The 25311-nt window shown below is 51.4% G+C and carries 20 protein-coding genes and 1 pseudogene; 13 read left to right on the forward strand and 8 right to left on the reverse strand.

What is annotated here, in order from left to right; all coding sequences use genetic code 11:
- Positions 1-25: 25 nt before the first annotated feature.
- Positions 26-421 carry a hypothetical protein gene (locus DO97_RS15555; protein ID WP_036535165.1) on the reverse strand — a complete coding sequence of 132 codons (396 nt, stop codon included), beginning with the start codon at positions 419-421 and terminating at the stop codon, positions 26-28.
- Positions 421-1620, reverse strand: a complete 1200-nt coding sequence (locus tag DO97_RS15560) for an AEC family transporter (protein WP_036535168.1) — start codon at positions 1618-1620, stop codon at positions 421-423. The genes DO97_RS15555 and DO97_RS15560 overlap by 1 nt, the downstream gene beginning before the upstream one ends.
- Before the next feature lie 940 nt (positions 1621-2560).
- On the opposite strand from DO97_RS15560, the gene DO97_RS15565 reads away from it, so the two are divergent.
- Positions 2561-2944, forward strand: coding sequence for a YqhA family protein (locus tag DO97_RS15565; protein ID WP_052128823.1), 384 nt, complete (start codon positions 2561-2563; stop codon positions 2942-2944).
- 187 nt (positions 2945-3131) lie between these two features.
- On the opposite strand, the gene DO97_RS15570 is transcribed toward DO97_RS15565, so the two are convergent.
- From DO97_RS15570 to DO97_RS15580, 3 genes are all read right to left on the reverse strand, one after another.
- A complete protein-coding gene (locus DO97_RS15570; RefSeq protein ID WP_036535171.1) occupies positions 3132-3968 on the reverse strand; it encodes a pentapeptide repeat-containing protein in 837 nt (278 codons plus the stop codon).
- Positions 3969-3992: 24 nt separating this feature from the next.
- Positions 3993-4634: a beta-carboxysome protein CcmP gene (locus DO97_RS15575; protein ID WP_036535174.1), complete on the reverse strand. Its 642-nt coding sequence runs from the start codon at positions 4632-4634 to the stop codon at positions 3993-3995.
- A 129-nt stretch (positions 4635-4763) separates the two neighbouring features.
- The gene (locus DO97_RS15580; protein WP_036535177.1) at positions 4764-5528 is read right to left on the reverse strand and encodes a DUF1350 family protein; all 765 of its coding nucleotides are present in this window, start codon (positions 5526-5528) and stop codon (positions 4764-4766) included.
- 375 nt (positions 5529-5903) lie between these two features.
- On the opposite strand from DO97_RS15580, the gene ndhO reads away from it, so the two are divergent.
- The 5 genes from ndhO (at position 5904) to DO97_RS15605 (ending at position 11574) form a co-directional block, all read left to right on the forward strand.
- On the forward strand, positions 5904-6119 hold the full coding sequence (gene ndhO / locus DO97_RS15585; protein WP_036535180.1) for an NAD(P)H-quinone oxidoreductase subunit O: 216 nt from the start codon (positions 5904-5906) through the stop codon (positions 6117-6119).
- 12 nt (positions 6120-6131) lie between these two features.
- A complete protein-coding gene (gene mdh / locus DO97_RS15590) occupies positions 6132-7115 on the forward strand; it encodes a malate dehydrogenase (RefSeq protein ID WP_036535181.1) in 984 nt (327 codons plus the stop codon).
- A 118-nt stretch (positions 7116-7233) separates the two neighbouring features.
- Positions 7234-8550 carry a DNA methyltransferase gene (locus DO97_RS15595; RefSeq protein ID WP_036535184.1) on the forward strand — a complete coding sequence of 439 codons (1317 nt, stop codon included), beginning with the start codon at positions 7234-7236 and terminating at the stop codon, positions 8548-8550.
- A gap of 105 nt (positions 8551-8655) precedes the next feature.
- The gene (locus DO97_RS15600) at positions 8656-10344 is read left to right on the forward strand and encodes a glycosyltransferase family 4 protein (protein WP_036535186.1); all 1689 of its coding nucleotides are present in this window, start codon (positions 8656-8658) and stop codon (positions 10342-10344) included.
- 6 nt (positions 10345-10350) lie between these two features.
- Positions 10351-11574 carry a glycosyltransferase family 4 protein gene (locus DO97_RS15605; protein ID WP_036535189.1) on the forward strand — a complete coding sequence of 408 codons (1224 nt, stop codon included), beginning with the start codon at positions 10351-10353 and terminating at the stop codon, positions 11572-11574.
- 74 nt (positions 11575-11648) lie between these two features.
- Here DO97_RS15605 and DO97_RS24045 read toward each other — a convergent pair whose 3' ends face one another.
- Positions 11649-11810: a hypothetical protein gene (locus DO97_RS24045; RefSeq protein ID WP_204368670.1), complete on the reverse strand. Its 162-nt coding sequence runs from the start codon at positions 11808-11810 to the stop codon at positions 11649-11651.
- A 67-nt stretch (positions 11811-11877) separates the two neighbouring features.
- On the opposite strand from DO97_RS24045, the gene DO97_RS15610 reads away from it, so the two are divergent.
- Entirely contained in the window at positions 11878-13035 is a 1158-nt protein-coding gene (locus DO97_RS15610) for a right-handed parallel beta-helix repeat-containing protein (RefSeq protein ID WP_036535192.1), read from the forward strand.
- A gap of 547 nt (positions 13036-13582) precedes the next feature.
- Here DO97_RS15610 and DO97_RS15615 read toward each other — a convergent pair.
- The gene (locus tag DO97_RS15615) at positions 13583-14698 is read right to left on the reverse strand and encodes a cytochrome P450 (RefSeq protein ID WP_204368671.1); all 1116 of its coding nucleotides are present in this window, start codon (positions 14696-14698) and stop codon (positions 13583-13585) included.
- Positions 14699-14842: 144 nt separating this feature from the next.
- Here DO97_RS15615 and DO97_RS15620 point away from each other — a divergent pair, with 144 nt between their 5' ends.
- From DO97_RS15620 to DO97_RS15635, 5 genes are all read left to right on the forward strand, one after another.
- The gene (locus DO97_RS15620; protein WP_036535195.1) at positions 14843-15460 is read left to right on the forward strand and encodes an alpha/beta hydrolase; all 618 of its coding nucleotides are present in this window, start codon (positions 14843-14845) and stop codon (positions 15458-15460) included.
- Between the two features lie 4 nt (positions 15461-15464).
- Complete coding sequence (locus DO97_RS15625; RefSeq protein ID WP_036535197.1) at positions 15465-16346, forward strand: ABC transporter permease; 882 nt, start codon at positions 15465-15467, stop codon at positions 16344-16346.
- On the forward strand, positions 16312-19197 hold the full coding sequence (locus DO97_RS15630) for an O-linked N-acetylglucosamine transferase family protein (protein WP_081980791.1): 2886 nt from the start codon (positions 16312-16314) through the stop codon (positions 19195-19197). The genes DO97_RS15625 and DO97_RS15630 overlap by 35 nt, the downstream gene beginning before the upstream one ends.
- Before the next feature lie 54 nt (positions 19198-19251).
- The gene (locus DO97_RS23305; RefSeq protein WP_052128824.1) at positions 19252-19623 is read left to right on the forward strand and encodes a hypothetical protein; all 372 of its coding nucleotides are present in this window, start codon (positions 19252-19254) and stop codon (positions 19621-19623) included.
- Between the two features lie 103 nt (positions 19624-19726).
- The gene (locus DO97_RS15635) at positions 19727-22051 is read left to right on the forward strand and encodes an O-linked N-acetylglucosamine transferase, SPINDLY family protein (protein WP_156120614.1); all 2325 of its coding nucleotides are present in this window, start codon (positions 19727-19729) and stop codon (positions 22049-22051) included.
- Between the two features lie 69 nt (positions 22052-22120).
- On the opposite strand, the pseudogene alaS reads toward DO97_RS15635, so the two are convergent.
- Positions 22121-24755 (reverse strand): annotated as a pseudogene (gene alaS / locus DO97_RS15640) (alanine--tRNA ligase).
- Between the two features lie 229 nt (positions 24756-24984).
- Here alaS and DO97_RS15645 point away from each other — a divergent pair.
- Positions 24985-25302, forward strand: coding sequence for a sigma-70 family RNA polymerase sigma factor (locus DO97_RS15645; protein WP_036535200.1), 318 nt, complete (start codon positions 24985-24987; stop codon positions 25300-25302).
- The last annotated feature ends 9 nt before the right edge of the window (positions 25303-25311 follow it).

Here is a 25311-nt window from a genome sequence, read left to right on the forward strand (position 1 = left end):
ATCTCAATTAACTGAATGAATGGGGTTATCTCAGGACATCAAGATCGGGGGAATGGGTTGTTGGTTGCAACAGAATTGAGTAGGAAAAATAGGGTTGATTCTGATCAAAAATCTGAAATTTTACATGAATAGAAATGATAGATTTGAGGGGTATTCGGCGAATTTCCTGCTCTAGATGACTTAGGATGATATCTAAATCAAAGAAGGGCTGCTGTTGATGCTGGGTCAGAATTATCAGGCTCTGATCCTGGAGAAAATAACGGAATTGCAGTGCGATCGCCGGATCATTGACCTTGGAGTATAAGGAGTGTTGGAGGAGTTGATGGATCGATTCTAAATGGTGGGAAGGCAACTGGATATTATGCTCAATAGCCGATAGCTCAATGATTTTAACCGTCCTAGGGTCTGGGGGTGACGGCATTAAATTAAGGGATGCTGGAATGCTATGGGGCAATGCCCTAGAGGTCTTTGATCTCCGCCAGATATTTTTTTCACCCAAGGGCTTATCTGTAGAAGATTATGAGATCGGAGTAGGGATGTCATCAATAGGAGACTCCCAAATGCCAGGAGCAAAATCATTCCCATCTGGCTCAGGTGATCGGGGGTAGTGAAATAGTTCCCACTGGAAAATACAATCAACAAAATGAAGATGGAAAAGGGAAATGACATGGCCAATAGAGCCGTAGCAAACTCTATATTGAAAAAATTAACTGGAGGCTCTCGATCACCATCTGCAGAGAGATCTAATGGAAGCTGGTTAATGTTGGTGGCATGAAGAAGAGGCCAAAGGCTACAGGATGCCTGGGGCAGGGCAACGAAGAGCGTCCGGATGTCTGGGGTAGTGGGATTCAAGAGGGCGATCGCAACGGCACTTAACATAAATCCGGCACCTGAGCGCGCCAATAAAATCATCAATAATTTACCAAACTGAAAGGATTTAAGATTAAGAGAAATTCCCACATAAAATAAAATCATCGGCGTCGCGCAAACTGCGAGTTTTTGGATCGCATCAGATAATGCCAATGGTAACCGTTGAGAGTTGATATTAAAGATCGCAAGAATGACTGCTAAAACGATCGCAATATTAACAGGTTCGCTAATTAAAAATCGCACAATACTCAGCCATTGGGCATCAATTTTGGTTTGCTGGGTCTGGGCTTGACTCTGCTGATACCAAAAAATAGCAAAGGCATATAATCCAACGAGGACAAAGAATTTATTCCCCATGTCTGCTAAAGCCGCCCAGGCAAGTCCTTGCTGACCAGAAAACTGGGCAATAAAGGGATAGACCGTTAGACCGGGTGCCAAGGAAGGAAACAATAAAATCAGTGCCCGACTCCGATCAGATTCCGACTGCTTGATTAACAGGGCAGAAACTAGACTACCAATCACAAATAAGAACAGATTGACAGCAAGGGCAAAGGACGGGAGGAGAACCAAATCTAAGGTCGTGTCAATTTCAATCGTGGAAAGAAAAATGGTTGCTGGCAGGGCAGCATTCAAAATAAAGTTACGAATTGCCCCAATCGCAGTGGGGTCTTGAAACTTTTTCTGCAACAGGTAGCCAACACCAATGAGCAGGATGAGGGCGATCGCTTTAGGGACGACAGCGTGAGTCATGAATTTGATAGGTCATTGTCAAGTTGACTGAGCAGATGTCTCAAAAGATACATTTTCTCCCTTGAGAGTAGAGTTGGGAGAGGAGACAGCATCTTGAAGCCAGTCTGCCCACAGCCAATCGTCCCCATTAAACCGCCTCAGCTATAGCCCTCTGCTTGGGGTTTCCAGACAATACCCAGGGTTGCCTTGCTGACCTTGCTACCGTAGCTGATTGTATCAAAAGTATAGGCATTGTCTTGCCGAAGGCTTGATTCTACGCTAAATAAAGTCTAGTCTTCTTTTAGGAGATGCGTCTCTTGTCCAAAATTTAGGGTGCGTCTGGCAGCTTCTAACCTGATCAGACTGGCAATCACCGATTCTGGGGGGGAGGTCGCTTGAGATGCCATTACCCAGGGGAACCTCAGTCACGACAGTGCTACTACGGCATTGTTAAGGGTGGAGGTCACCAGCCTTTCAAGGGCTAACTATCTTTGCCTTTAAACTTTGCCCATAGCCCAAGATTATTGAGAAGAACTGAGGATGCTACATCACCAGTGATTGATCCTAGAGGGTGAATGCATCAAGTGTTGAACCCCCAAGATCGATAAAGCCATGAGGAAGGATCTCTTGAATTGCTCCAGGATCAGGCAGTTAGCCTCAAAATCTATTGTTTGCCAATCAGCTCTCCTGTAAGGTTAAGTAACTACCTGTAAAACCGCTGCTTAAATCGGGGCGATCGCTTCTATATTTAGAAGTGGAATCAATGACCCGCTTGAACGTTGTCCAAGCAATTGACTTAAACCTTTGAACTAATGTCTTGAAACCATGAAAAAGCGAACTAATCTTGAATCGTGGATAGAACCGTTACTGTGGAGCGCGAGATTAGTAGTCATTGTGCCTGTTGTCTTTAGCTTGCTCAGTGTTTTAGTATTGTTTATCACTGGTAGCAAAGAGATATTAAATGGAATTTTTGTGGGTTTTCAAGGCTATGATAAAACAAAACTTTATCGAAGTCATCAGTCATATTATTACAGGTATTGACTTGTATTTAATTGGAATTGTTCTGTTAATCTTTGGATTGGGGATTTATGAGTTATTTATCTCAAAAATCGATCCAGATGAACGGGAGGACAGCGATACTGGAGTTCTTGAGATTAAATCTCTAGAAAATTTAAAAGACAAACTGCTAAAAGCCATTATTATGGTGCTGGTTGTTACCTTTTTTAAGCAAATTCTCTCCATCAAAGTTGAATCTACTCAGGATCTACTCTATTCAGGAATTTCCATCCTCCTGATTGCCACCAGTGGTTACTTAATGCATTACTCTTCTTCCGACCATCATTAAATTTAACGCACCTGGCTCTCCGGCTGTAACCTTCAATAAAACTAATACCAATTGAAGGTGAAGAATAGGCTCCGCCTGTTTTAACAAAAGCCCTGCGGGGTAAAGCTTTCAAACGCCCGACGATGCTCACCTTCATGCAAGTTCGGTATCATAATTGTTCATCCTTAAACTTCGACACAGTCGAAGTTTAAGGATGAATTCGACCGTCCGGAAGCACCGTCCCAGATAATTTGGCATCAGAGCAATCCACCGCTTCTAGATCAGCACCCAGCAGGTTGGCCCCTCGAAGATCCGACCGTTTCAAAATTGCCCTCCTAAGATTGGCAGTACTCAGGTTGGCCCCTCGAAGATTCACTTTTGCTAAATTTGACCACCGCAAGTCGGCTCCGCTCAGATCGGCTTGGCCCAGATCCGCTCGGAATAAATTCGCCCCATTTAGGTGGGCTTGGATCAATTTTGCCCGTTGCAGGTCAGCCCTGGATAGATCCGCTGCAAATAATTCTGCGTTACAGAGGTTTGCCGAACTGAGATTTGCATGACTGAGGTTGGCAGCATTTAAATTCGCGCCACTCAAACTGGCGCGTCGGCAATCAGCATGGGTCAAGTCAGCTTCCCGTAAATTTGCGTTGGTCAGGGATACCCCAATTAAATTGGCGGCACTGAAGTCAGCGCCCCGCAAATTTGCCCCCCGCAGATCAGAACCGATTAAATTTGACTGCCGCAGGTTGGCATCGATCAAGCAGGCAGCTAACAGTACCCCATTGACCATTTCAGTCTCTTGCAGGTCTACCTCGGTGAGATCAGCCCCCTGAAGGTTGGCATAACTGAGGTTTGCTTGTGACAAGTTGGCAGCCACTAAACAGGCATGGGTCAGATCGACCTTACGGAAATTTACCCCCCGCAGATTTACCCCCCGTAGATCAGCACCGCGTAAATCAGGTTCCAGATGGGGAAATTGTTGTCGCCATGCCTGCCAGCGATCGCTCCCCTGTTTCAGTTGGGCAAGATGCTCCATATTTGCCATCTGGTGTTCCCTGCAACCCTGTGCCTATTCTTTACGACCCCCCGGTAGGGACTGCCGCCCAGACAGATTCTCAATGGCAGCAATGGCAGCCTGGGAGCCAACGAGAATGTCGCGTTCCTCGCCCCCTAGGTACACCCGGCCAAAACTACCGAAGGCCAAAACCTCGAGAATATTAATGGCTGAAGCCTTTTCCGCTTCGTTCGCAGCCAGAGCCGCATAGCCTGCTGGCTCTACTTCCAAGACGTACAGCGTTTGTCCGGCTAGCAGCATCTGTCCCTTGCAGAAGCGGTTGATCAATTGAGTTTGATGGGCATCAATATTGCGGATGATCTGACTGGAAATAATGCGGGGCTTCAGCCGCTCCCGTTCACTTACCCCCAGAGCTTGTAAAATGGCTTGACCTGCTGCCCGTGTTTCCCCCTGGTTGGTGGAATGAACTTCCAACAGACCATAGAGCCGTTCTACAATCAGCAGTCCGGGACGCACCACCGCAGATTTGAGGGCGATATCGGTAATCCGGTTGATTTCAATCCCAGGAGAAATCTCAATCCAGAGAGATGCGTCTCCCGGCAAGGGCAAAAACCCCTGTGCCACTGTTCCCAAAAAGGCCGCGTGTTGCCGTTGTAAGCTATCTAAAAACACATAACTGCGGAGTTCAACACCCACGGAGATCGGCTCTGATGGAAAGCTACATAAGTATACAAATAAACGGAACCTCTCGGATGCTGTCGGCCAACGCAGTCAGGGATTCCCTGATGGGGATGAGAAGCTATCCACTGTATCTGGCTTGGAAGGTTAGCGGGGAACACAGGGATTGAGCCAGAGTAGCATCGCCTTTTCTAACTCGTGTAGTTCTCGGTAGACCTCCTTCCGCATCCACTGGGCGATCGCATCCAGGGGAGAAAAGGCAGAACCCGCTTGCCAATTCACATCTGGCCCCAAGGGAGTCAGGTGATTTCCGGGCAGGGTTTGTGTGACGACCATGCCGGGGAAGCGGTCATTTAACAGGGTTTGCAACCCCTTGGTTTGATCAAGCTCATCCTTGGTGAATTGAATCAACAGATTCCGCCGCACCTGGTAGCGCTGGGCAACCAAGCGATTGGTCGCCGCTGGCGAGGGGGTGAACTCCATATCCAGGGCAGTCACAAGGGTTTCCGCCAACGGGATTGAATTGCGGGCAGAGTAATTGTTAAAGGAAATCAGAATATTTCCCGCCCGTTCGATGGCGAATAAACTGCCCAGCAATAAGTGCAATTTGCACCCCATGCTGTGACCTACCCCATAGATGGGGAAAAACTTGCGCCGCAGCACCGTAGCCTGGAGGCGTTCCAGGGTGGATTCAAATCGATTCAGCACATCGTCGGCGATCGCCTGATGATCAAAGGTATTGACAAAGGGCGTGGCTACAATCACATAGCCCTGTCGCCCGAGAGACTCCAGCAACCGACAATAGGTGACTTGAGGGGCGGCGGCGACAAATGCCCCCCCCAAAAAATGCACCACACCGATGGGGCGAGGGGGAACCCAGACCCAATTGTTCGAGATTTCCTGCCACTCCATGATCAATTTTTGTCCAGAACGCCTCATTAAAATTGCCCCAGCCCTGCCTTGAAACAGCGGCTTTCAGAAAGCGTCAAGCTGCCATGTCTGCTGTCTCTCGGGGAAATCCAGCCTTTATTGTAACGAGGAAACTCTAGGGAATCCTGTTGTCAGCCCATTCTCAAAACCTGATCCAGCGGCCCCTGACCCGGATTCACCTCTTGAAGGCGATGGGTGATAAATCTGAGAGGGAGTCAACGTGCGCGGAACCACAATTGCTACACCTCCACCTTCGTCGTCATGCCATAATTTGTGCGTTTGGGTAGACCACTGCCGCACAAGCCCCTCGCAGCAGATTAGAATGCGGATTGAAGTTGCTGTGAGAAAGGATTAGAAATGACAGTGAAAAAGGGTGATCTCGTCCGTGCCATCCGGGAGAAATTAGACAATAGCCTCGAAGCTCAAGCGAGTGACCCCCGGTTTTCGTCCTATCTCTTCGAAACCAAGGGTGAAGTAGTGGATGTTCGGGGGGACTATGCCTTTGTCAAATTTGGGCAGGTTCCCACTCCCAATATCTGGTTGCGGTTGGATCAGTTAGAAATTTTTAGTTAATTAAGATTGCCCATGACGATTGACGCTGCCATTACATGCTCCTCCCCCCGTGTTGCCATCATCGGTGCTGGGAATGTAGGGAGTACGCTGGCTCAACGGATTATTGAGAAGAATCTGGCCGATGTGGTATTGCTAGATGTCGTTGCGGGTCGCCCCCAGGGAATTGCCCTGGATTTACTAGAAGCGCGGGGAATTGAGCACCACGATCGCCAGATTGTCGGGACTTTAGACTACGCCGATACGGCTCATGCCAATATTGTTGTGATCACTGCTGGGTTGCCCCGCAGACCTGGGATCAGTCGGGATGATCTGGCTCAAACCAACGCCCAAATTGTGATGGAGGCAACCCAACGGGCGATCGCCTATTCTCCCAATGCCATCTTGATTGTGGTCACTAATCCGCTGGATGTGATGACCTATCTGGCCTGGCAAGTCAGCGGCCTCCCAGCTCACCGGGTGATGGGAATGGCAGGTGTCTTAGATTCTGCTCGATTTCAGACCTTTATTGCCCTAGAGTTGGGGCTGTCGATCACTGATATCCATGCGATGGTGCTGGGGAGTCATGGGGATCTGATGGTGCCGTTACCACGCTATACTACGGTGCGGGGGATTCCGATTTCAGACTTACTGGAACCCGCTGTGATTGAACGGTTAGTCGAGCGCACCCGCAACGGTGGCGCTGAAATTGTCAATTTGATGCAAACGGGGGGCGCTTACTATGCGCCTGCAGCTTCTGTCTGCCAGATGATTGAAGCAATTTTGTTGAATCGCCCCCGGTTACTCCCCATTGCTGCATACCTTGAGGGTGAATACGGACTCCAGGATGTGTTTCTGGGAGTGCCCTGCCGCTTAGGATGTCATGGGGTCGCACAAATTCTGGAACTCGATTTGCAAGCTGGGGAACTAGCTGCCCTCCAAGGTGCAGCACAAGCAGTTCGCGAGCAGCTCGACCGGGTGCAGGCAATGCTGGCAGCACTGGCCTCGACGCGACGTTAGCCAACCAAACGGATGCTGCTGCTGCCTCGCTTAACTTCCTAAGGATTTGCTTTATAAATAGCCTCTTAGGCCATCTTCCTGATGATACGCCTGAAGCATTGCCAACGCTGAGAACTGCATGGACACCCCTGACCCTTCGGCAGCTTGCCGCCCCAGCGCGATCAACCAACTGCAAGCCCAGGATCGGGCCGGCCATAATTGGTATCGTTTTGTCCTGTCTTTCCCCCCCCACCTCGTCCGGGACTACCTGAAACGCTTTGGCATTACCTCAGACCAGCAAGTCCTGGATCCCTTCTGTGGCACGGGTACTACCCTGGTAGAGTGCAAAAAACTGGGCATTCCCAGTGTGGGAGTGGAAGCCAATGCCATGGCCCACTTTGCCAGCCAGGTGAAACTCGACTGGACTCTGAATCCCGATCAATTGCGGCGACAAGCCCATGAGGTAGCGGAGCGCACCCAGACACTCCTCGCATCAGATCGTGGGGAGTTGCGGCGTCTGGAACCCGATCGCCAGCAACTGCTCCTGAAGAACTCCATCAGTCCCCGCCCCCTGCACAAAACCCTCACCTTATTGGAACAACTTCAACAGCACTCCGATCACCGCCCCCTTCCCCATGGACAACTGGCCTTGGCCAAAGCCCTCGTGAGTAAAATTGGCAATCTCCACTTTGGCCCCGAGGTGGGCATCGGCACCATCAAGGCCGATGCCCCGGTGGTGGAAGCCTGGTTGACCGAAGTGGGGGCGATCGCCCAGGATCTCCAAGATTTTCAATCCCAAGCTAGCTTCCCTCCGGCGATTGTTCACCAGGGCGATGCCCGCCAGATGCGCCAGGTACTAACCCCTGGGACGATTGATGCCGTGATCACCTCCCCTCCCTACCCCAACGAAAAAGACTACACCCGCACCACCCGCTTAGAGTCAGTGCTGTTGGGTTTGATTCGCGATCGCGCCGCCTTAAAAGCCCTCAAACAGGGGTTAGTGCGGTCGAATACCCGCAATGTCTACAAGCTAGATCAAGATGATCAGTGGATTGCCAGCCATCCTGAAATTCAACGCCTCGCCGCCGCGATCGAAGCCAAGCGCATTGAACTAGGGAAAACCAGTGGCTTTGAACGCCTCTATGCTCGAGTCACCAAGCTTTATTTTGGAGGCATGGCGCAACATCTGGCGGATCTACGCCCGATTTTACGCCCTGGTGCCCATTTGGCCTACGTGGTCGGCGATCAGGCCTCCTTCTTCCGGATTCTCATCCATACCGGTGAACTCCTGGCCGCAATTGCCCAATCCCTGGGTTATGAACTGGTGAGCATTGATCTGTTTCGCACCCGCCGCGCCACGGCCACCCGCGCCGAACTGCGTGAAGAAGTGGTGGTGCTGCGCTGGGTGGGCGATGGTCAAAGACCACTCTCCGAGCATCGCTCCCTCCAGAATTGAGGCAGAACCCTAGCCCCTAGACTTTTTGTCAGGCACACCTGTAATACTGGTGGTTGGGAATTTTCCCCTCGCCACTGGTAATCCGCGATTCTATCGGGCACCCCCATGAGTACGACAGCAGCAATTCTCTATAAAAAGGATGGCTACGATACCAGTGGTAAACGCCTGATGGGTCGTCAGGCCGCTGGGGAGGGCTTCCTGAAAAGCTTAGTCCAATATGGCACGGCGGATTCCCTGTTTTGCTGTGCTGCCACTCGGGATGAGTTTGCCGAATTTTGCAAACAAATTCATCGTTGGATGCAACACCCCCGCAAAGTACAGTGGCTGCCCGAAGCGGATCCGCGATCGCTATCCCAGGCTGGGACGCTCTACCGTCCCGATGGCATCTTGGCGGATCTGGCATGGCAGCGACGATTTCTCGATCCCCAAGCTTACAGCCTGTGTGGAGTTACCCATACCATCGCTAGTCGCGGGGTGATGCAGGCCATTGGGGATCTGTTGATTGCGCCAGTGCAGCCCTGGGATGCCTTGATTTGCACCTCTCAGGCGGTCAAGACCGCCGTTGACCATCTCTTGCAAGACTGGGCTGACTATTTGGCTCAGCGCCTCGGGAGTCGCCCAGAACCGCTGCTGCAACTCCCTGTAATTCCCTTGGGCGTTGACTGTGACAGTTTCGCCCCCCCCGTCCGCGCCGCCGATCTACGGCACCAACTCCGCCAGCGCTTGGGCATTGGGGCTGAGGATATGGTGATTCTGTTTGTCGGACGCCTGATCTTCTACGCCAAAGCCCACCCGGTGCCCATGTATCAGGCGGTGGAGCAGGCGGCTCAGACCACCCAGGCCAAGATTCATCTGATTCAAGCCGGCTGGTTTGAAAATCCCAGGGAGGAAGCAGCCTTTAAAGAGGCCGCCCAACAGTTTGCCCCCTCGGTGAAGCATTTGTTTTTAGATGGACGTCAACCCGAGATTCGGACGGGTATCTGGTCAGCCGCCGATATTTTTGTTTCCCTCTCCGACAATATTCAAGAAACCTTTGGCCTCACCCCCATTGAAGCCATGGCATCGGGGCTACCCGTAGTGATTACGGACTGGAATGGCTATCAGGAGTCCGTCCGCCAAGGCATCGATGGCTTCAAGATTCCGACCCTGACCCCCCCTGCCGATGCCGGACTGGATCTAGCCGCTGGTTACTTCAGCGATGCCCTCAATTACAGTACCTTTGTGGGGCATGCCTGTCTGGCAACGGCGGTGAATGTGGAAGCCTGTACCCAGGTTTTGATCAACTTAATGACCCAACCGACCCTGCGACAACGCCTCGGGGAAAACGGGCGGCAACGGGCGAGGGCTACCTATGACTGGCGAGTGGTGGTGGCTGCCTATGAGCAGCTGTGGCAACAATTGGCTGAGATTCGCCAATCGGCGACGATGGCAGCCCCCCTGTCCCCCGGTCAGCCACCCCATCCCCTTTGTCCCGATCCCTTTCGGTTGTTTCGTCACTACCCAACCCTGGCGTTAACCCCTGACCTGCGATTGAGCTTGGGGCAGATGGCATCTCCCGAATCCTTAGCCCTCGTGCGCCAATCCTGGATGAGTGGATTTGGAGCCACTGAGCGGCTACCCCACACGGTGCTGGATGCCCTGTTAGCAACCCTCACGGTCACTGGATCGCTATCGGTGGCCGAAATTCTGGCTCAGTACTCTGACCAGGATGCCTCAAAGTTGGCGAGATCGCTGGTGTATCTTTTGAAGTTTCAAGTCCTCCGTTCCGACGACCCGTCCTGGCAACTTTTCTGAACCTCTATGCGAGTTCTGTTTCTCCATACCAACTTTCCGGCTCAGTACCGGCATGTGGCTCTGGCTCTGAGTCAGGATCCTAAAAATCAGGTGGTTTTTGGGACTCAAAACCAAGAAGTGGAACTGGGGGGAATACGCAAAGCAATTTTTCAACCCTCCCGTGAGGCCCATCCCAGCACCCATCACTACATTCGCCCCCTGGAATCTGCGGTTTTAAACGGCCAAGCGGTCTTCCGGCTAGCCAACCAACTCCAGGCTGCGGGTTTTGTCCCCGATGTGATCTGTGGCCATTCTGGATGGGGGCCAACCCTCTACATGAAGGATGTCTTCCCCAAGACCCCGCTCCTCTGCTACTTTGAGTGGTTTTACCATGCCCGAGGGTCCGATGCGGACTTTGATCCGGCCGCCCCCCTAGCCATGGATGACTTACCCCGCATCCGGACAAAAAACGCCCCGATTTTGCTTGATCTCTACAGCTGCGATCGCGGACTTTCTCCCACCCACTGGCAGCAGTCCCAATTCCCCCCCGAATTTCACTCCAAGATTTCCGTGCTCCATGATGGGGTGGATACCAACTACTTCCGCCCCAACCCCGGCAGCAAACTGGTGCTGCCCAACCTGGATCTCTCCCAGGTGGATGAGCTGATCACCTATGTTTCCCGGGGGATGGAACCCTACCGGGGATTTCCTCAGTTCATCGAAGCCCTGGCCCATATCCAACAGCGTCGTCCCCACTGCCATGCGGTAATTGTGGCCTCGGAACGGGTGTGTTACGGGAAGTCGCTGCCCAACGGCATCAGCTACAAAGACTACATGCTTAAGAAAGTACCGCTGGATCTGTCGCGAGTGCATTTTGTGGGGACGCTCCCCTACGGACTATACCTGAAGGTTCTTCAAGCCTCCTCAGCCCACATTTACCTTACTAAACCCTTTGTACTCTCCTGGTCGATGATTGAGGCCATGTCGGCCGGGTGTCTGGTGGTTGGTTCCGCCACCGCTCCGGTGAAGGAAGTGATTCAGGACGGTAAAAATGGGCTGCTGTTTGATTTCTTCTCCCCCACCCAGTTGGCCGATCGCATTGATGAGGTGATGAATCATCCTACCCGGTTGGCCTCCCTGCGGGTGAATGCTCGCACCACCGCCCTGGAAAACTATGCCTTAGCAAAATTGCTGCCCCAGCATTTGCAATTGATTCAAAATGTGGCGCAGAGATCCCTCGTTCCTGGCTGAAATTTATATTTTTGGGAACATGGGGCTGCAACTACAATTTTGAAATAGCTGCGGCAAGATCAGCAAAATTCCAATCATCTTCCAAGGGGCACCGGATGAATAAATATCGACTGGTCGCAGGTTTGATTGTCTTTGCCATGGTCTTTGTCAGTGGTCTGATGGTGACCAGCAATGCCATCGGTGCCTTCCTCGCCGGGAGTGTCCTGGGCCTGATCAGCTTTTTTCAATTTGGGCAAGTTCACACCTCGTCCCCGGTCACGGCGATCGGAAAAACCCTTCTCAGGGGTGTCGGAGAGGGAGTCGTTGAGTTCCCCTGCTACCCCAACCGTTCAGCCAATTACACCGGAACTCCCGCCGCCCCCCCCTCCCCAACCCACAACCCTGGTGGTCGCACCGGACAGCCCCTACCCCACCTTGGGAGCAGCCATCAGCGCTGCCGTGCCGGGATCTACGATCCAGGTTCAACCGGGCACCTATCGCGAGAGCCTGGTTGTAGATAAACCCTTACTGATTGAAGGAATTGGTGCTGCCGAGCAAGTGGTGATTCAAGCTGAAAACGGCCCCTGTCTGCGGATACAGACTGATCAGGCAACAGTGCGCAATCTCCTCCTCCTCGGTCAGTCTGCCGCCCACTATGCAGTCGAGGTTCACCAGGGAGAACTCCGACTCGAACGCTGTAACATTATTACCCTCAAAGCCTTGGGTAACCTGGGGGTTCAGGGTGCCTGCGCCCGAATTGCGATCGCTGAGTGTGGCATTTATGTCGGTGAGGACTCCGCAGGAGTTGTGGTGGCAGATAACGGGGGTGGCACCATCGAGAACTGCCTGATCTCCGGGAGTCCCAATAGCCAGATTTTAGTGGAGATTAAAACCGGGGGAGATCCGGTGATACGAGGCTGTCAGATTCTCCATGGACATCACCATGGCGTTGTCATTTCCCAGAATGCAGGCGCTACCATCGAGTCCTGTGAAATCGCCCACAATGGCGGTGCTGCCATCGCCATTCTCACGGGAGGCAACCCCCTGATCCGTCAATGTCGGATTCATCATAACCAAGGGAATGGGATTTTGGCGGCTGACGAAGGTCGAGGCACGATCGAGCAGTGCGATATCTTTGGCCATGCCCAGTCAGAGGTCTTGATTACCACCGCAGGCAGCCCCATTTTCTGGCAATGTCGAATCCACGAGGGGCAGCAGTCCTGCTTGGAGGTTGTGGAAGCTGGTCAGGGAACCCTCGACGAATGCGATCTCTTTGGCAGTTCAGCAACCGCTCCAGTCGTTGTGATTGAATCTGGCGGGGATCCGCTAATCCGCCACTGTCAAATTCGCGATGGTCATGCCTACGGACTGGTGGTTCGCAACCAAGGCAAAGGCACGATCGATGGCTGTCACATCGCCGGTAACCGTGAGGGAGCTTGGACGGTGGCACCAGATTGTCAGGTTGTGGGCTTGGCGACTTAGGGAACTAAGAGGATGTTTTAAAAGGGTCGTCTTGAGCCTCAAATACGACTCAGTGGTGCAATCTAAAATCCATAAACCCTGATTCTGTCGTAGCGGTCTCTAGGTGGTCTGAGTGGTTGGATACACCCAGGAAGACTTTTAAAACATCCTCTAAGCTCCCCTTTCTATCTTTAAACCTCTTGAACCATCAACTCCAAATTGGCAGCGCAATGATTATTTACTGTACCACTGAGTCATCCCCAATCTGATTTCTAAACAGGTGTAACCTAGCCAGCAACAGAGTTTCATTCATTGAGTTGAGGGTCTAAATAAATAGGCTGGCAACCCGATCCAGAAACCCCCGCTACTCAGTGGTCGATCAACCCTAGAGATGAATGGGGGTGACATTTGAACGAGACAAAGATCGATTTCATCAAGGCAGAGATCGCAGAATACCTAGAATCTGACTGGCAAGGCATCAAATCCCTTAAAGACTAGGCTCGTTTGTCGAGGGATAGCAGTGAGATCGCGGTCAAAACTAAGATTAGGCATCCGTTTGAGTAAGGTGTTAAAGCAAATGGTTAACTCCATGCGAGCCAGAACCGCACCTAAACAAAAATGAAACCCCTGGCCCAAACCCCAAGTGCTCATTGGGCGATCGCGTGATCTGGAACTGATCCGGATCGATAAACCTCTCAGGGTCATGATTGGCGGCTCCCAGCCCTAGGGCAATTACACTGCCTGCTGGAATCCCTTGCCCGCCGATGGTTAGATCGGTCTTGGCGATACGAAATACAAAGGGTGCAGGGGTATCGAAGCGGATCATTTCTTCCACTGCCAACGGCATCAGCTCTGGATGATCTTGTAGTTTTTGCAGCTGATCAGGATGTTGGAGCAATGCATGGACGCCGTTGGGGATCAGATCGGTTGTGGTGAGATGACCAGCATTCAAAATTAGAATGCAAAGGGATGGCAGCTGCTCTAGGTCAAGTCCCTGCTCCTCATAGGCTAGGGTCAGCAGGCTGATCATGTCTGTTCCGGGGTGCTGACGCCGTGCTTGAATCAGTTGGCGGATCAGGGCTGTAAATTGAACAGCTCCCTCATCAGCTTTTCTGGCAAGGGATTCAATGTTTTGTCCACCGGGTGCGCCCCAAAAGGTGCCAATATCCAGCGCCCAGCGGATCAGATCCCCTTGATTGGCCTCTGGCACCCCAAAAATTTCGGCAATGATCAGGGCAGGCAGGGGGACGGATAAATCGGCCACAATATCCATCACGCCGCGATCTTGCACCCGATCCAACAAAGCATTGGTTCTCGCCAGGATGATGGAGCGCCAACTCTCCAGTGCCCTAGTGGTAAATCCCTGGTTCGCCAGTTTACGCAAGCGGCTGTGATCTGGTGGATCTTTCTCGATCAACATATTGTTGGTCAGGCGCAGGAAATTTTGAATCAACGACTCATCCAAATTGCCCAACTGTTGAACAAATAATGAGCTGCGATCTGCACTGAGACGCTCATCTCGCAGAGCGGCTTCAACGTCTTGATAACGGGTGAGCAACCAGTAACCCAAGGCATCTGAGTAATGAACTGGGTTTTCCTCACGCAACTTTTTGTAGAGGGGATAGGAATTAATCTGGGCTTCAGGGGTAAACAGATTGTAGGTGGGTGGCTGGGCTGTCGGCATCGTGGATGTTCCTGGAACTAAATCTATTCAGGATTACGACTGCTGAGCAAAATTGGATCTATTGAATCCATCGTTCCAGGCTTTCCTGGAATTATCATGGAGGGTGCCAACTGAGTTCGTCTGTCAGCTTTCAGGAGAAACCCTCTGTCACTTAATGTCATTACCGTTCCCGTCGATGGCGACCAACCGCCCACGGGTCTCATGGTAGCGCTCCATGGTTGGGGTGCGAATGCCTTGGATCTGGCCTCCCTGGTGCCAATGCTAGATCTCCCCAGTTATGAATTCATTTTCCCCGACGCTCCTTTTACCCATCCTCAGGTACCGGGTGGCAAGATGTGGTATGACTTTCAGGGAAACCAGGGACTGGCAGAGAGCCGAAAATTACTCTTGGAGTGGTTATTGTCCCTCGAAAGTAGCACGGGGATTCCGCTCTCACGAACCATTTTGAGTGGTTTCTCCCAGGGCGGGGCGATGACCCTGGAGGTGGGTTTAAGCCTCCCTTTGGCGGGACTGATTTCCCTGAGTGGCTATTTGCACCCAATGACGCAAACAATGCCTGCGACCCTGCCCCCGGTGCTGATTGTCCATGGTCGCCAGGATGCGGTGGTGCCTGTGGCAGCAGCACAGAAGGCACGGGATAGTTTGCAAGGGTTAGGGGCAGCGGTGCAGTATCAGGAATTGGACATGGGGCATGAAATTCGCCCGGAAGTCCTGCCCTTGATGGAACGGTTTGTGGTCAATGCGATGGCACAGCAGGATTAATGGCATGACAATGACCCGAGTTCAGGTTCCCTGGCTGTTCCAGGTGGTGGGTCGTCTGAGTGTCTCCCAGCGAATGACCCAGGTGGGATTGATCGTTACCTTGCTGTTTGTGCTGATTGCAGTTTTAGCTCCGAGTTTACAGGCTTGGGGATGGCTTCAAAGTCCAACGGAATCCTTACTCAACCCGATACACGAGCCCCCCTCGCTGCCCTACTGGTTTGGGACAACCCGCCAGGGCTACGATGTTTTTTCCCGCACCTTATTTGGGAGTCAAGTGGCTTTGCAGGTGGTGGTACTGGCTACGGGACTGAGTTTAGTAGTCGGTGTGCCCCTGGGATTGGTCAGCGGCTATTTGGGAGGGTGGCTGGATCGGGTGTTGCTATTTGTCATGGATAGCATTTACACCCTGCCGGGTCTGTTGCTGTCGGTCACCCTAGCTTTTGTGGTGGGGCGGGGGATTTTCAATGCAGCGATCGCCCTCAGTATTGCCTATATTCCCCAGTACTATCGGGTGGTGCGCAACCATACGGTGAGTGTGAAAAACGAGCTATTCATTGAAGCAGCCCAGGCACTCGGTGCCTCAACCTGGGCAATTCTGTCGCGTTATTTGTTGATGAATGTGATTCAGAGTGTGCCCGTGTTGTTTACCCTGAACGCGGCGGATGCCATTCTCACCCTGGGAGGGTTGGGCTTTTTGGGGCTGGGACTGCCCGATGAGGTGCCAGAATGGGGACATGACATGCGCCAAGCTCTGGATGCCTTGCCAACGGGGATTTGGTGGACGAGCTTTTTCCCAGGTTTGGCGATGACCACCTTGGTGGTGGGGCTATCTCTGCTGGGAGAGGGGTTGAATGAATTCCTCGATCGCCGTTCACGGGTTCGCTGAGTGGGGAATGGACTACCGGAAATTTTTAGCCCAGTTATCATCCCCGGATGGTCATGGATCTGATTTAGAGCCGTTTGAGGCCATCCTCCAGCAAGTTGCCAGTACTACGAGGCGGGGAGAGGGTTCTGGCGACCAGGGACTGGCTCCTCTGTTGCAGTTATTACACAGTGCGGTGGGTTATTTAGAACCCGAGGAAATCTATTGTGAAATTGGCTGTTTTCCGGGAGCAAGTCTGATTGCTGCTTTGTCCGATCATCCAGAGGTGATGGCCTATGGGGTGGACACCCTGGCAGCGTTTGAGTCTGTGGAGGTGGGTCTGGAACAACTGGTGGCCAACCTCTTGCAGTTTCAAGTCTTAGAGCAAGTGCTCTTTTGCTGCCAGGACTTTGCAGCTTTTTTCTATGACTTGAAAACAGCAGCCCCAACGACAAAAATCGGAGTCTATTTCTATGATGCTGCCCACGATTACCGCTCTCAACTAATGGCGCTACTCCTCGTGAGACCGTTTCTGGCGGAGCGGGCACTCTTGGTGATCACGTCCGATCCACTGGGAGGGGTAAATCAGGCAAATTTGGACTTTTTGGCTGCCCATCCCCAGAGTCGATTGCTCCTCAGCGGTAGGGATCAGGCAGCAATGGGGAAGGGGCAGGGTCTACAGGTAATTGCCTGGGACATCCATTCTCAGCTGGAAACAAGACACGCTGTTCCCCTAGCATCGCTGCGAAACCAAGCCATGATTGATGCGATTCAGGGGTTACAAGCCCCTGATCGGGCTGAACTAGCAGCAGTTCTGGTGGATCAAGCTGATCAGCAATGGCAACAAGGGGATGTTAAGGGCGCGAAATGCAACTATCTGGCGGCTTTACGGTGGCAGCGAAACTGTGCTAGGGCATGGCAGGGCTGGGGTGGGGTGTTGACAATAACAGGCCGGGTAGATGAAGCAATTCAGGCCTACCAGCAAGCCCTGATTTTCAATCCCCAAATGATAGAAACCTATGCCCGATTAGGACGGATCTGGTTGCAGCAACAGAAGTTCGATCAGGCGATCGCTACCTATCAGCAAGCCCTAGCTTTAGCACCTAAACAACCTGAGATTTTGACTCAGATGGGAGATGTGTTTGTTGCCCAAGGTCAACCGGGGGTGGCGGCACTCTACTATGGCAATGCCTGTCACAGTCGCAGTGACTATGCAGCAGCGGTGCGGTACTACGAGCAATTCTTGGCAACGGAAACTCCGGGGGAAGCCTTCTATATTTTTCTCGGGGATTGTTATCAACGCTTAGATCAATTTCCCCAGGCGATCGCGGCCTACCGACAGGGTATTGCAGTCCATCCCCAGTCAATAGAGCTGTACTTTTACCTAATTATGGGGTTGCAGGCATCGAATCAAATTGAGTTAGCCCTGGACACAGCTACCCAAGCATCCCAGGATCATCCCGACAATTTTTGTTTCAAGCTCCTACAAGCACTACTGTTGCCAGTTGTCTATCGCTCCTCTGATCAGGTGCGGCACTATCGCCAGCGATTTACCCAGGGTTTAGCCCGACTCACTCAAGAATGTCAGCTCCACTCCCCCGCAGCTTGTCGAGATACCTTGATGGGAATTGGCAAGATCACCAATTTCTATCTAGCCTACCAGGGGATGAATGATCGGGATTTGCAAGAGCAGTATGGGCAACTGGTGCACCGGATCATGGCTGCCAACTATCCCCAGTGGGTTCAGCCCCGACCGATGCCGACCTTAAGTCCAGGGGAGAAAATTCGCGTCGGCTATCTTTCCGCCTATCTCAGGGGGCACAGTGGTGCCAAGTGGGCAATCGGGTGGCTGAAGTATCAGGATCGCCTACGCTTTGAAACCTACTGCTATCACATGGGCCCCGAAGTTGATCCTGTGACGGATCAATTTTGCCAATATAGCGATTATTTCCATCACATCCCTGATCAATTGGAGCGGCTCTGTGAGCAAATCCTGGAAGATCAATTGCATATCTTGGTGTTTACCGATATTGGCATGGATGGGAAAACAACCCAAATTGCTGGACTCAGATTAGCTCCGGTTCAGTGTACCGCCTGGGGACATCCCGTGACCTCGGGCTTGCCAACCATTGACTATTATCTCTCGGGAGCATTAATGGAGCCAGAGAATGCTAATGAACACTATTCAGAGGCATTGGTATTACTGCCAAACATTGGGGTAGCCTATCCCCAACCGGATACATTAGTGATCGAAGGTCACAGCACCCATTTATCCCTGCGTCCCCAGTTTGGGATTTCAGAGACAGCGATTGTCTATCTTTGTTGTCAATCACTATTTAAGTACTTACCAGAGCATGATTTCATTTTTGCAAGACTGGCTCAACAAGTCCCCCAATCGGTCTTTATTTTTATTGGCAATTCCAGCTCGGAGGTAACTCAGCAATTTAGCGATCGCATCGGACAGGCATTTCAAGATTTAGATTTGGCAGCAGAGAGATTTATCAGGTTTTTACCCAAGCAAGATCGGGAAAATTATGGGCGACTCCTGAGGACTGCGGATGTTTACTTGGATGCACTGAGTTTCTCAGGAGGAAATACTGGCATTGATGCGATCGCCTGCAATTTGCCGATTGTGACCCTGGCTGGCAAGCTGATGCGCAGTCGTCTTGCAACTGGTATCTTACAAAGGATTGGCGTTACTGATACCATTGCCCAGACTCCACAAGAATATCTTGAAATCGCCATTAGATTGGGGATGGATCGAGACTGGCGGCAAAGCATTTCTGACAAAATTAATCATTCTCAATATATGTTATTTGAAGATCGGGAATGTGTTCGATCTTTAGAAGATTTCTATCAGCATCTTATGACCTAAGAATTAAGGGTTTAAGCAAGGGTTTCAAGATATTCACCTGACGGATTCTGATCTATGGATTTCCAAGGCTTCCTCAATGGTTTAGCAGATCTCTATGAAGATTGGGGAGAATTGCAGACAACGCCTCGATCTCCGATTTTCTCTGAAATTTCAGCCCAAATTCAGGATGGTTCAGATCCTAAGGTGCTACAACTGCTCAACTGGGCGGTATCCAACTTAGAAGATAATGAAGTTTATTGTCAGCTTGGTTGTCAGTTGGGTTCAAATTTGATTGGCGCTTTATCCGGCCATCCAGAAGCCCTAGCCTATGCTGTGGAAACCTGTTTAGATGCAGTGGGTAAGGAAGATCGTCTTGAACAATTAATTTCAAACCTTGAGAGTTATCGCCTCACTGAACAGGGTTTTTTTCTGTCATCAAGATTTTGAAAGCTTTTTCCAAGATTTATCCGAACTAGAGCTAGCGCACAAGATTGGGATCTGTTTTTATGATAGCGATCAAGATTATCGTTCTAACTTTCTCTGGTTACTATTGGTTCAGCCTTTTCTTGCCGATCGGGCACTGTTAATTACTACCCGTAGCCATTGGTCTGGGGTCGCACAAGCCAATTTAGATTTTCGGGCGACCCATCCCCATTGTCAGTTGCTCCTGGACTTGACCACCGCAGCAGATTCTGAATTTTGGCAGGGCCTACAAGTATTAAGTTGGGATACGACTCAATCCCATGAGGTTAACTGGGATGACTTAGAAGCACAGCAGCATCAAGACTTTATCGATCAAATGCAAGGGATTCAGTCCCAGGAGAATCAACGGATTATTGAACAGCTATTTGCAGCGGCTGTTGCGGCTCACACTGCTGAAGCATGGACAACAGCTGAACGCAATTATCGAATGGTCTTAGATTTAGCTCCCAAACATGCGGATGCTTGGCATAACTTAGGGATGGTGCTCTATGCAACTCACCGATATCCCGTGGCACTCCAAAGTCTCTTGCGAGCGATCGCATTATTACCAGCTGTAGCGAACTATCATTACAGCCTCGGCTTGGTCATGGAAGCAGTTGGCGATGGAGAACAAGCAATCCATGCCTATCAGCAAACGATCACCCTCGATCCGCACCATCCCCATGTTTTTTCGGTTTTAGGGAAGTTGCTCCGTCGCCAGGGACAGACAACGGAGGCAGAAGCCATTTATCGTCAGGATATCATCTGCAATCCCGCGCGATCGCAGCCCTATGTGAATCTGCTTACCTATCTATATGAACAAAATCGGGAGCAGGCAGCTGCCGATCTCTTAGCATCTGTTTTGGCATCAGTTTCTGATCCAGATATTATTAATCACCTAGCCTACACATTGACCTATTTAGGCTGTGTTGATGCCGCGATCGCAACCGCGGCAGTTGGCTTGGAGTTACAACCGGAAAATTTATATTTGCGGATGATTCAGCGATTAATGCTGCCCATCTTATATAAAACTGAAGCCGATATCCAATGGTATCGACAACACTATCAAAGTGGCTTAGAAGATCTGATTCGCTATACTCAAAATCTGGATCATCCCCAGGTGGCTCTTGCCGGAATTGCCTCTGATCCCTATCTAAGTTTCTATTTAGCGGCTCAAGCCCAAAATGATCGAGATCTGCAGCGTCTTTATGGTCAATTTGTGCAGGAAATCATGGCGGCCAATTATCCAGACTGGATACAGCCCCTGTCTCTAGCACCGTTGAAGCCGGGAGAGAAAATCCGAATTGGCTATGTTTCAGCATTCATGCGGCAGCATACCGTTGGCAAATTATTTCTGGGATGGCTGCAATATCATGATGTCAAAAGTTATGAAATTTATAGCTATTATATTCGCCGAGATGTCGATGCAACTACTCAGGAATTTCAAGCATATAGCGATCTCTTTCACCAGATCCCAGAGGATTTAGAAGCAGCTTGTCGGCAAATTATCGCCGATCAACTCCATATTCTGGTGTTTCTAGAAATTGGTATGGAAGCTCAAACCACTCAAATGGCAGCGCTGCGGCTGGCTCCGATTCAATGTATGGCCTGGGGACATCCAGTAACATCAGGCTTGACCACCGTTGATTACTTCTTGACCAGTCAGAACATGGAGTCTGAAACGGCATCTGAACACTATACTGAGTCACTGGTTTATTTACCCAATATTAGTATTGCCTATCGCCAGCCTCGTCTACCTGAGCAGCGTAAATCTCGTGATTATTTTGCGTTACCCGGATCAGCAACCCTGTATTTATCTTGTCAATCCATTCATAAGTATCTCCCCCAGTATGATTGGTTGTTTGCCGCAATTGCCTCTCAAGTTCCTCAGGCAAAATTTGTCTTTATTGCTGCTAGGTATCCCCACCTAACTCAACTTTTGAAAACAAGACTCGATCAAGCTTTCCAAGCCTATGAATTGGATTATGGTGAATATTGTTTTTTCCTCCCCCAATTAACGATAGACGACTATCTTTCTCTCAACTTGGTTTCTGATATTTTTCTGGATACCTTAGGTTGGTCAGGCGGTAACACCACCTTAGAGGCGATCGCGGGTCAGTTACCCATTGTTACCTGTCCTGGAGAACTCATGCGAAGTCGTCATGCGGCTGGTATTTTAAAGCTGCTAGAGGTGACAGAGACGATCGCTGCCAATGAGACCGAATATATTAAAATCGCCGTGAGATTAGGACTCGATCCAGCGTGGAGACAAACAATTGTCAGCCAGATGCAAGCCGGCCTCGGATGGCTCTATGAGGATCGAACCTGTGTCCAGGCTCTAGAAACTTTCTATCAGCGGGTTATATCCCAGGGACTTACCAGTGGCAGTATCCTATCTTTAGAAGCAGGATAACCGTCGGCGATATCAATAGCGTCAGGGCGGATGCTTAAAAGTTAATTCCAGGAGGGTACCGACGCAGATCTAAGGTTGGAAGGGAGTCTGTAACTGATAGTGCAACTGTCTGCGAGCTTCAGCCAATGCTTCGGGTAACTGACTAGCATCCCGGCCCCCTGCTTGGGCAAGATGGGGACGACCACCGCCCCCGCCCCCGCAGCGTTTCGCGATCGCCCCAATAAATTTGCCAGCTTGCAGACCTTTTTGAACCAGAGTGGGACTGAAGGCCGCCACCAGACTTACCTTGTCAGGTTCGGGTACGGAGGCCAAGACAACGGCCCCTTCCCCAAGTTTTTCTAGGAGTTGCTCGGCTGCTATTTTTAGGGAATCGGCATCCACCTCCCCCAGTTGGGCTACCAAGATCTTTAAGTCTCCAATTGGCTCAGCATGGGTGAATAGGCGATCGGCTTTGGCCACAGCCAGCTCTGATTTCAAAGACTCGATCTGCTTCTGGGCGGTTTTCAATTCCTGCTGCAAGCTGGTAATCCGATCGGGAATTTCTTCCGGTTTAATCTTGAAGCGATCGCTGAGATCCCGAACCACGTGATCCCGGAGGTTCAAGTATTCCAAAACCGCCGGGCCTGCCACGGCTTCAATACGGCGAATGCCAGCGGCAACTCCCGTTTCAGCGACAATCTTAAACAGACCAATCTCAGCGGTATTGTGGACATGGGTACCGCCACATAACTCCATCGATACCCCTGGGACATCGATCACCCGCACTTCGTCCCCATATTTTTCCCCAAACATGGCGATCGCCCCCTTGGCTTTGGCGGCGGCAATGGGCATCACCGCCACTTCCGTGGTGTGGGCTTCAGCGATCCAGGTGTTAATCTGTTCCTCGATCTGGTGGAGTTCCTGGGACGTTAAGCCTCGGGAGCAGTTGAAGTCAAATCGCAGCCGATCAAAGGCCACCAGGGAACCCGCCTGGGAAATCGTCGGATCAACAATGAGTTTGAGGGCTGCTTGCAGGAGATGGGTAGCGGTGTGGTTGGCTTGTACCCGGCGACGGCAGGCCAGATCAATTTGAGCCGTTAACTGATCACCCCCCTGCAAGGTTCCCCGCTCGACGCGGCCAAAGTGGACAAAAATCCCCGACTCTTTCTTGACATCCTCAACCCGAATCAGCACCGCTTCCCCCGCTAAATAGCCGCGATCACCAATTTGTCCCCCCGACTCTGCATAGAAGGGAGTGCGATCTAGGATCAATTGCACCGCGGTCCCTGGGGCGGCAGCTTTCACTAACTTGCCTGCCACCAACAGGGCTTTCACTTGGGTGGTAGCAGAGACTTGGGTATAGCCAAGGAATTCCGTGTCATGGAGTTCAGCAGCGAGTTGATCCAGGGTTCCCTGAACCGTCAGATCGATGGTTTCATGGGCATCCTGGGAGCGCTGGCGTTGCTGTTGCATCTCCACTTCAAACCCTTCCAGGTCAACGCTTAAGCCCTTTTCTGCTGCAATTTCTTGGGTGAGTTCCAAGGGGAACCCGTAGGTATCGTAGAGAATGAAGGCATCCCGCCCAGTAATTTGTTGGGTCTCGGATTGCAGCATCTCCGCTAGGAGTTTCTCTCCTCGCTCCAGGGTCTCTAAGAACCGGGATTCTTCGCGGTGCAGTTCCGCTGCGATCACCGCTGCCTTGGCTCGGACTTGGGGATAGGCCACTTCAGCTAAGGCAATGGCCGTTGCTGCCACCTCTGCCGTGAACTGGGTTTGAATCCCCAGCAGCCGACCATGGCGCACCACCCGCCGCAGCAGCCGCCGTAACACATACCCCCGCCCGATATTAGAGGCGGTAATGCCATCGGCAATCATGTGAACCACCGCCCGAATATGATCGCCAATCACCTTCAGGGAGACTTGGGTCGACTGATCCGCCGTGGCATAGTCGATAGCGCCAATGGCAGCAGCGGTTTGGATGATCGGGAAAATCAGATCCGTTTCGTAGTTGTTTGGCACCCGCTGTAAAATCTGAGCCATGCGCTCTAGCCCCATGCCAGTGTCAATATTCTGATTCTGGAGGGGGGTGAGGTTGCCCTCCGTATCCCGGTTATATTGCATAAACACCAGGTTATAAAACTCGATAAACCGGGTGTCGTCTTCGAGATCAATGGCATCCCCCCGCTCGGGATGGAAATCGAAGTAAATTTCAGAACAGGGGCCACAGGGACCCGTCGGCCCAGAAACCCAGAAATTATCCTTTTCACCCAGGCGCTGAATTCGTTCGGGGGGGACGCCAATCCCATCCCGCCAGATCGCAAAGGCTTCCTCATCGGCTTGGAACACGCTCACCACTAACTGTTCTGGCGGCAGTTGCAAGACTTGGGTCACCAATTCCCACGCCCACGCGATCGCCTGGGGTTTGAAATAATCCCCAAAGCTAAAGTTGCCCAACATCTCAAAAAACGGTATGGTGGCGAGCCGTCCGACCTACATTCTCAATGTCGTTGGTGCGGATACATTTCTGAGCGGTGGTGACTCTGGAAAACTCAGCCGGATGCTGGCCTAAAAAGATGGGCTTAAAGGGTAACATCCCGGCGATCGTCAGCAGCACAGTAGGATCATCCGGCACCAGGGAGGCACTGGGAAGCACTTGGTGGCCTCTGGTTGCATAGAATTCTAGAAATGTCTGCCGAATTTGTGCGCCGCTGAGAGGGATAGACATGGGATTAATGGCTGTTCCAGAATATTTTAGGTAAAACCTCCTCTTCTATGATGCCTCAAGAGCCGACACCACTTTCAGGAATTGGCTATACCCAGCGCACCATCTAATGCCGCACCCCCCCTGACGGGCTGCTGGAGGAAGGGGGAACTGGGGGCTCCAGAAAAATGGGAACAAAGGCTCCAAATTGCTTTTCAATAGAGACAGCGGTTTATGAACTAATTTCTTACCTATGTCTTTCCAGTCTGTCAAAATGGCTTCTCTGCTTCTGGGCGCGATCGCCTTGACATCCTTGTCGGCAGGGGCATGGGCGCAACCCTTGCAATCGGGTGCCATCGCCCAAAGCATTAATCGCTCCGCGTTACAGGATCTGAACTTGACCTCCCAGCAGATGCTAGAACTGCGCAAAATTCACGACAATGAACAAAAGCAAATTGCCGCAGTCCTTACCTCCACTCAAAGTAGCCAACTCAGTCAGGCCATCCAATCGGGCAAAAAAAATGGAGGATGTCCTGCCAACGCTGAAGCTGACGAACGACCAGACAACTAAAATCCGCGC

Source organism: Neosynechococcus sphagnicola sy1, from assembly GCF_000775285.1.
Classification (GTDB): domain Bacteria; phylum Cyanobacteriota; class Cyanobacteriia; order Neosynechococcales; family Neosynechococcaceae; genus Neosynechococcus; species Neosynechococcus sphagnicola.

Bases quoted from the DNA above. Each gene is read 5' to 3' on its own strand.
- DO97_RS15615 (WP_204368671.1), bottom strand. From the start codon at position 14,698: ATGCCGACAGCCCAGCCACCCACCTACAATCTGTTTACCCCTGAAGCC.
- DO97_RS15625 (WP_036535197.1), top strand. From the start codon at position 15,465: ATGACAATGACCCGAGTTCAGGTTCCCTGGCTGTTCCAGGTGGTGGGT.
- mdh (WP_036535181.1), top strand. From the start codon at position 6,132: ATGACGATTGACGCTGCCATTACATGCTCCTCCCCCCGTGTTGCCATC.
- DO97_RS15565 (WP_052128823.1), top strand. From the start codon at position 2,561: ATGGAATTTTTGTGGGTTTTCAAGGCTATGATAAAACAAAACTTTATC.
- DO97_RS15600 (WP_036535186.1), top strand. From the start codon at position 8,656: ATGAGTACGACAGCAGCAATTCTCTATAAAAAGGATGGCTACGATACC.
- DO97_RS15555 (WP_036535165.1), bottom strand. From the start codon at position 421: ATGCCGTCACCCCCAGACCCTAGGACGGTTAAAATCATTGAGCTATCG.
- DO97_RS15595 (WP_036535184.1), top strand. From the start codon at position 7,234: ATGGACACCCCTGACCCTTCGGCAGCTTGCCGCCCCAGCGCGATCAAC.
- DO97_RS15580 (WP_036535177.1), bottom strand. From the start codon at position 5,528: ATGGAGTGGCAGGAAATCTCGAACAATTGGGTCTGGGTTCCCCCTCGC.
- DO97_RS15560 (WP_036535168.1), bottom strand. From the start codon at position 1,620: ATGACTCACGCTGTCGTCCCTAAAGCGATCGCCCTCATCCTGCTCATT.
- DO97_RS15630 (WP_081980791.1), top strand. From the start codon at position 16,312: ATGAATTCCTCGATCGCCGTTCACGGGTTCGCTGAGTGGGGAATGGAC.
- DO97_RS23305 (WP_052128824.1), top strand. From the start codon at position 19,252: ATGGATTTCCAAGGCTTCCTCAATGGTTTAGCAGATCTCTATGAAGAT.
- DO97_RS15645 (WP_036535200.1), top strand. From the start codon at position 24,985: ATGTCTTTCCAGTCTGTCAAAATGGCTTCTCTGCTTCTGGGCGCGATC.
- ndhO (WP_036535180.1), top strand. From the start codon at position 5,904: ATGACAGTGAAAAAGGGTGATCTCGTCCGTGCCATCCGGGAGAAATTA.
- DO97_RS15570 (WP_036535171.1), bottom strand. From the start codon at position 3,968: ATGGCAAATATGGAGCATCTTGCCCAACTGAAACAGGGGAGCGATCGC.
- DO97_RS15605 (WP_036535189.1), top strand. From the start codon at position 10,351: ATGCGAGTTCTGTTTCTCCATACCAACTTTCCGGCTCAGTACCGGCAT.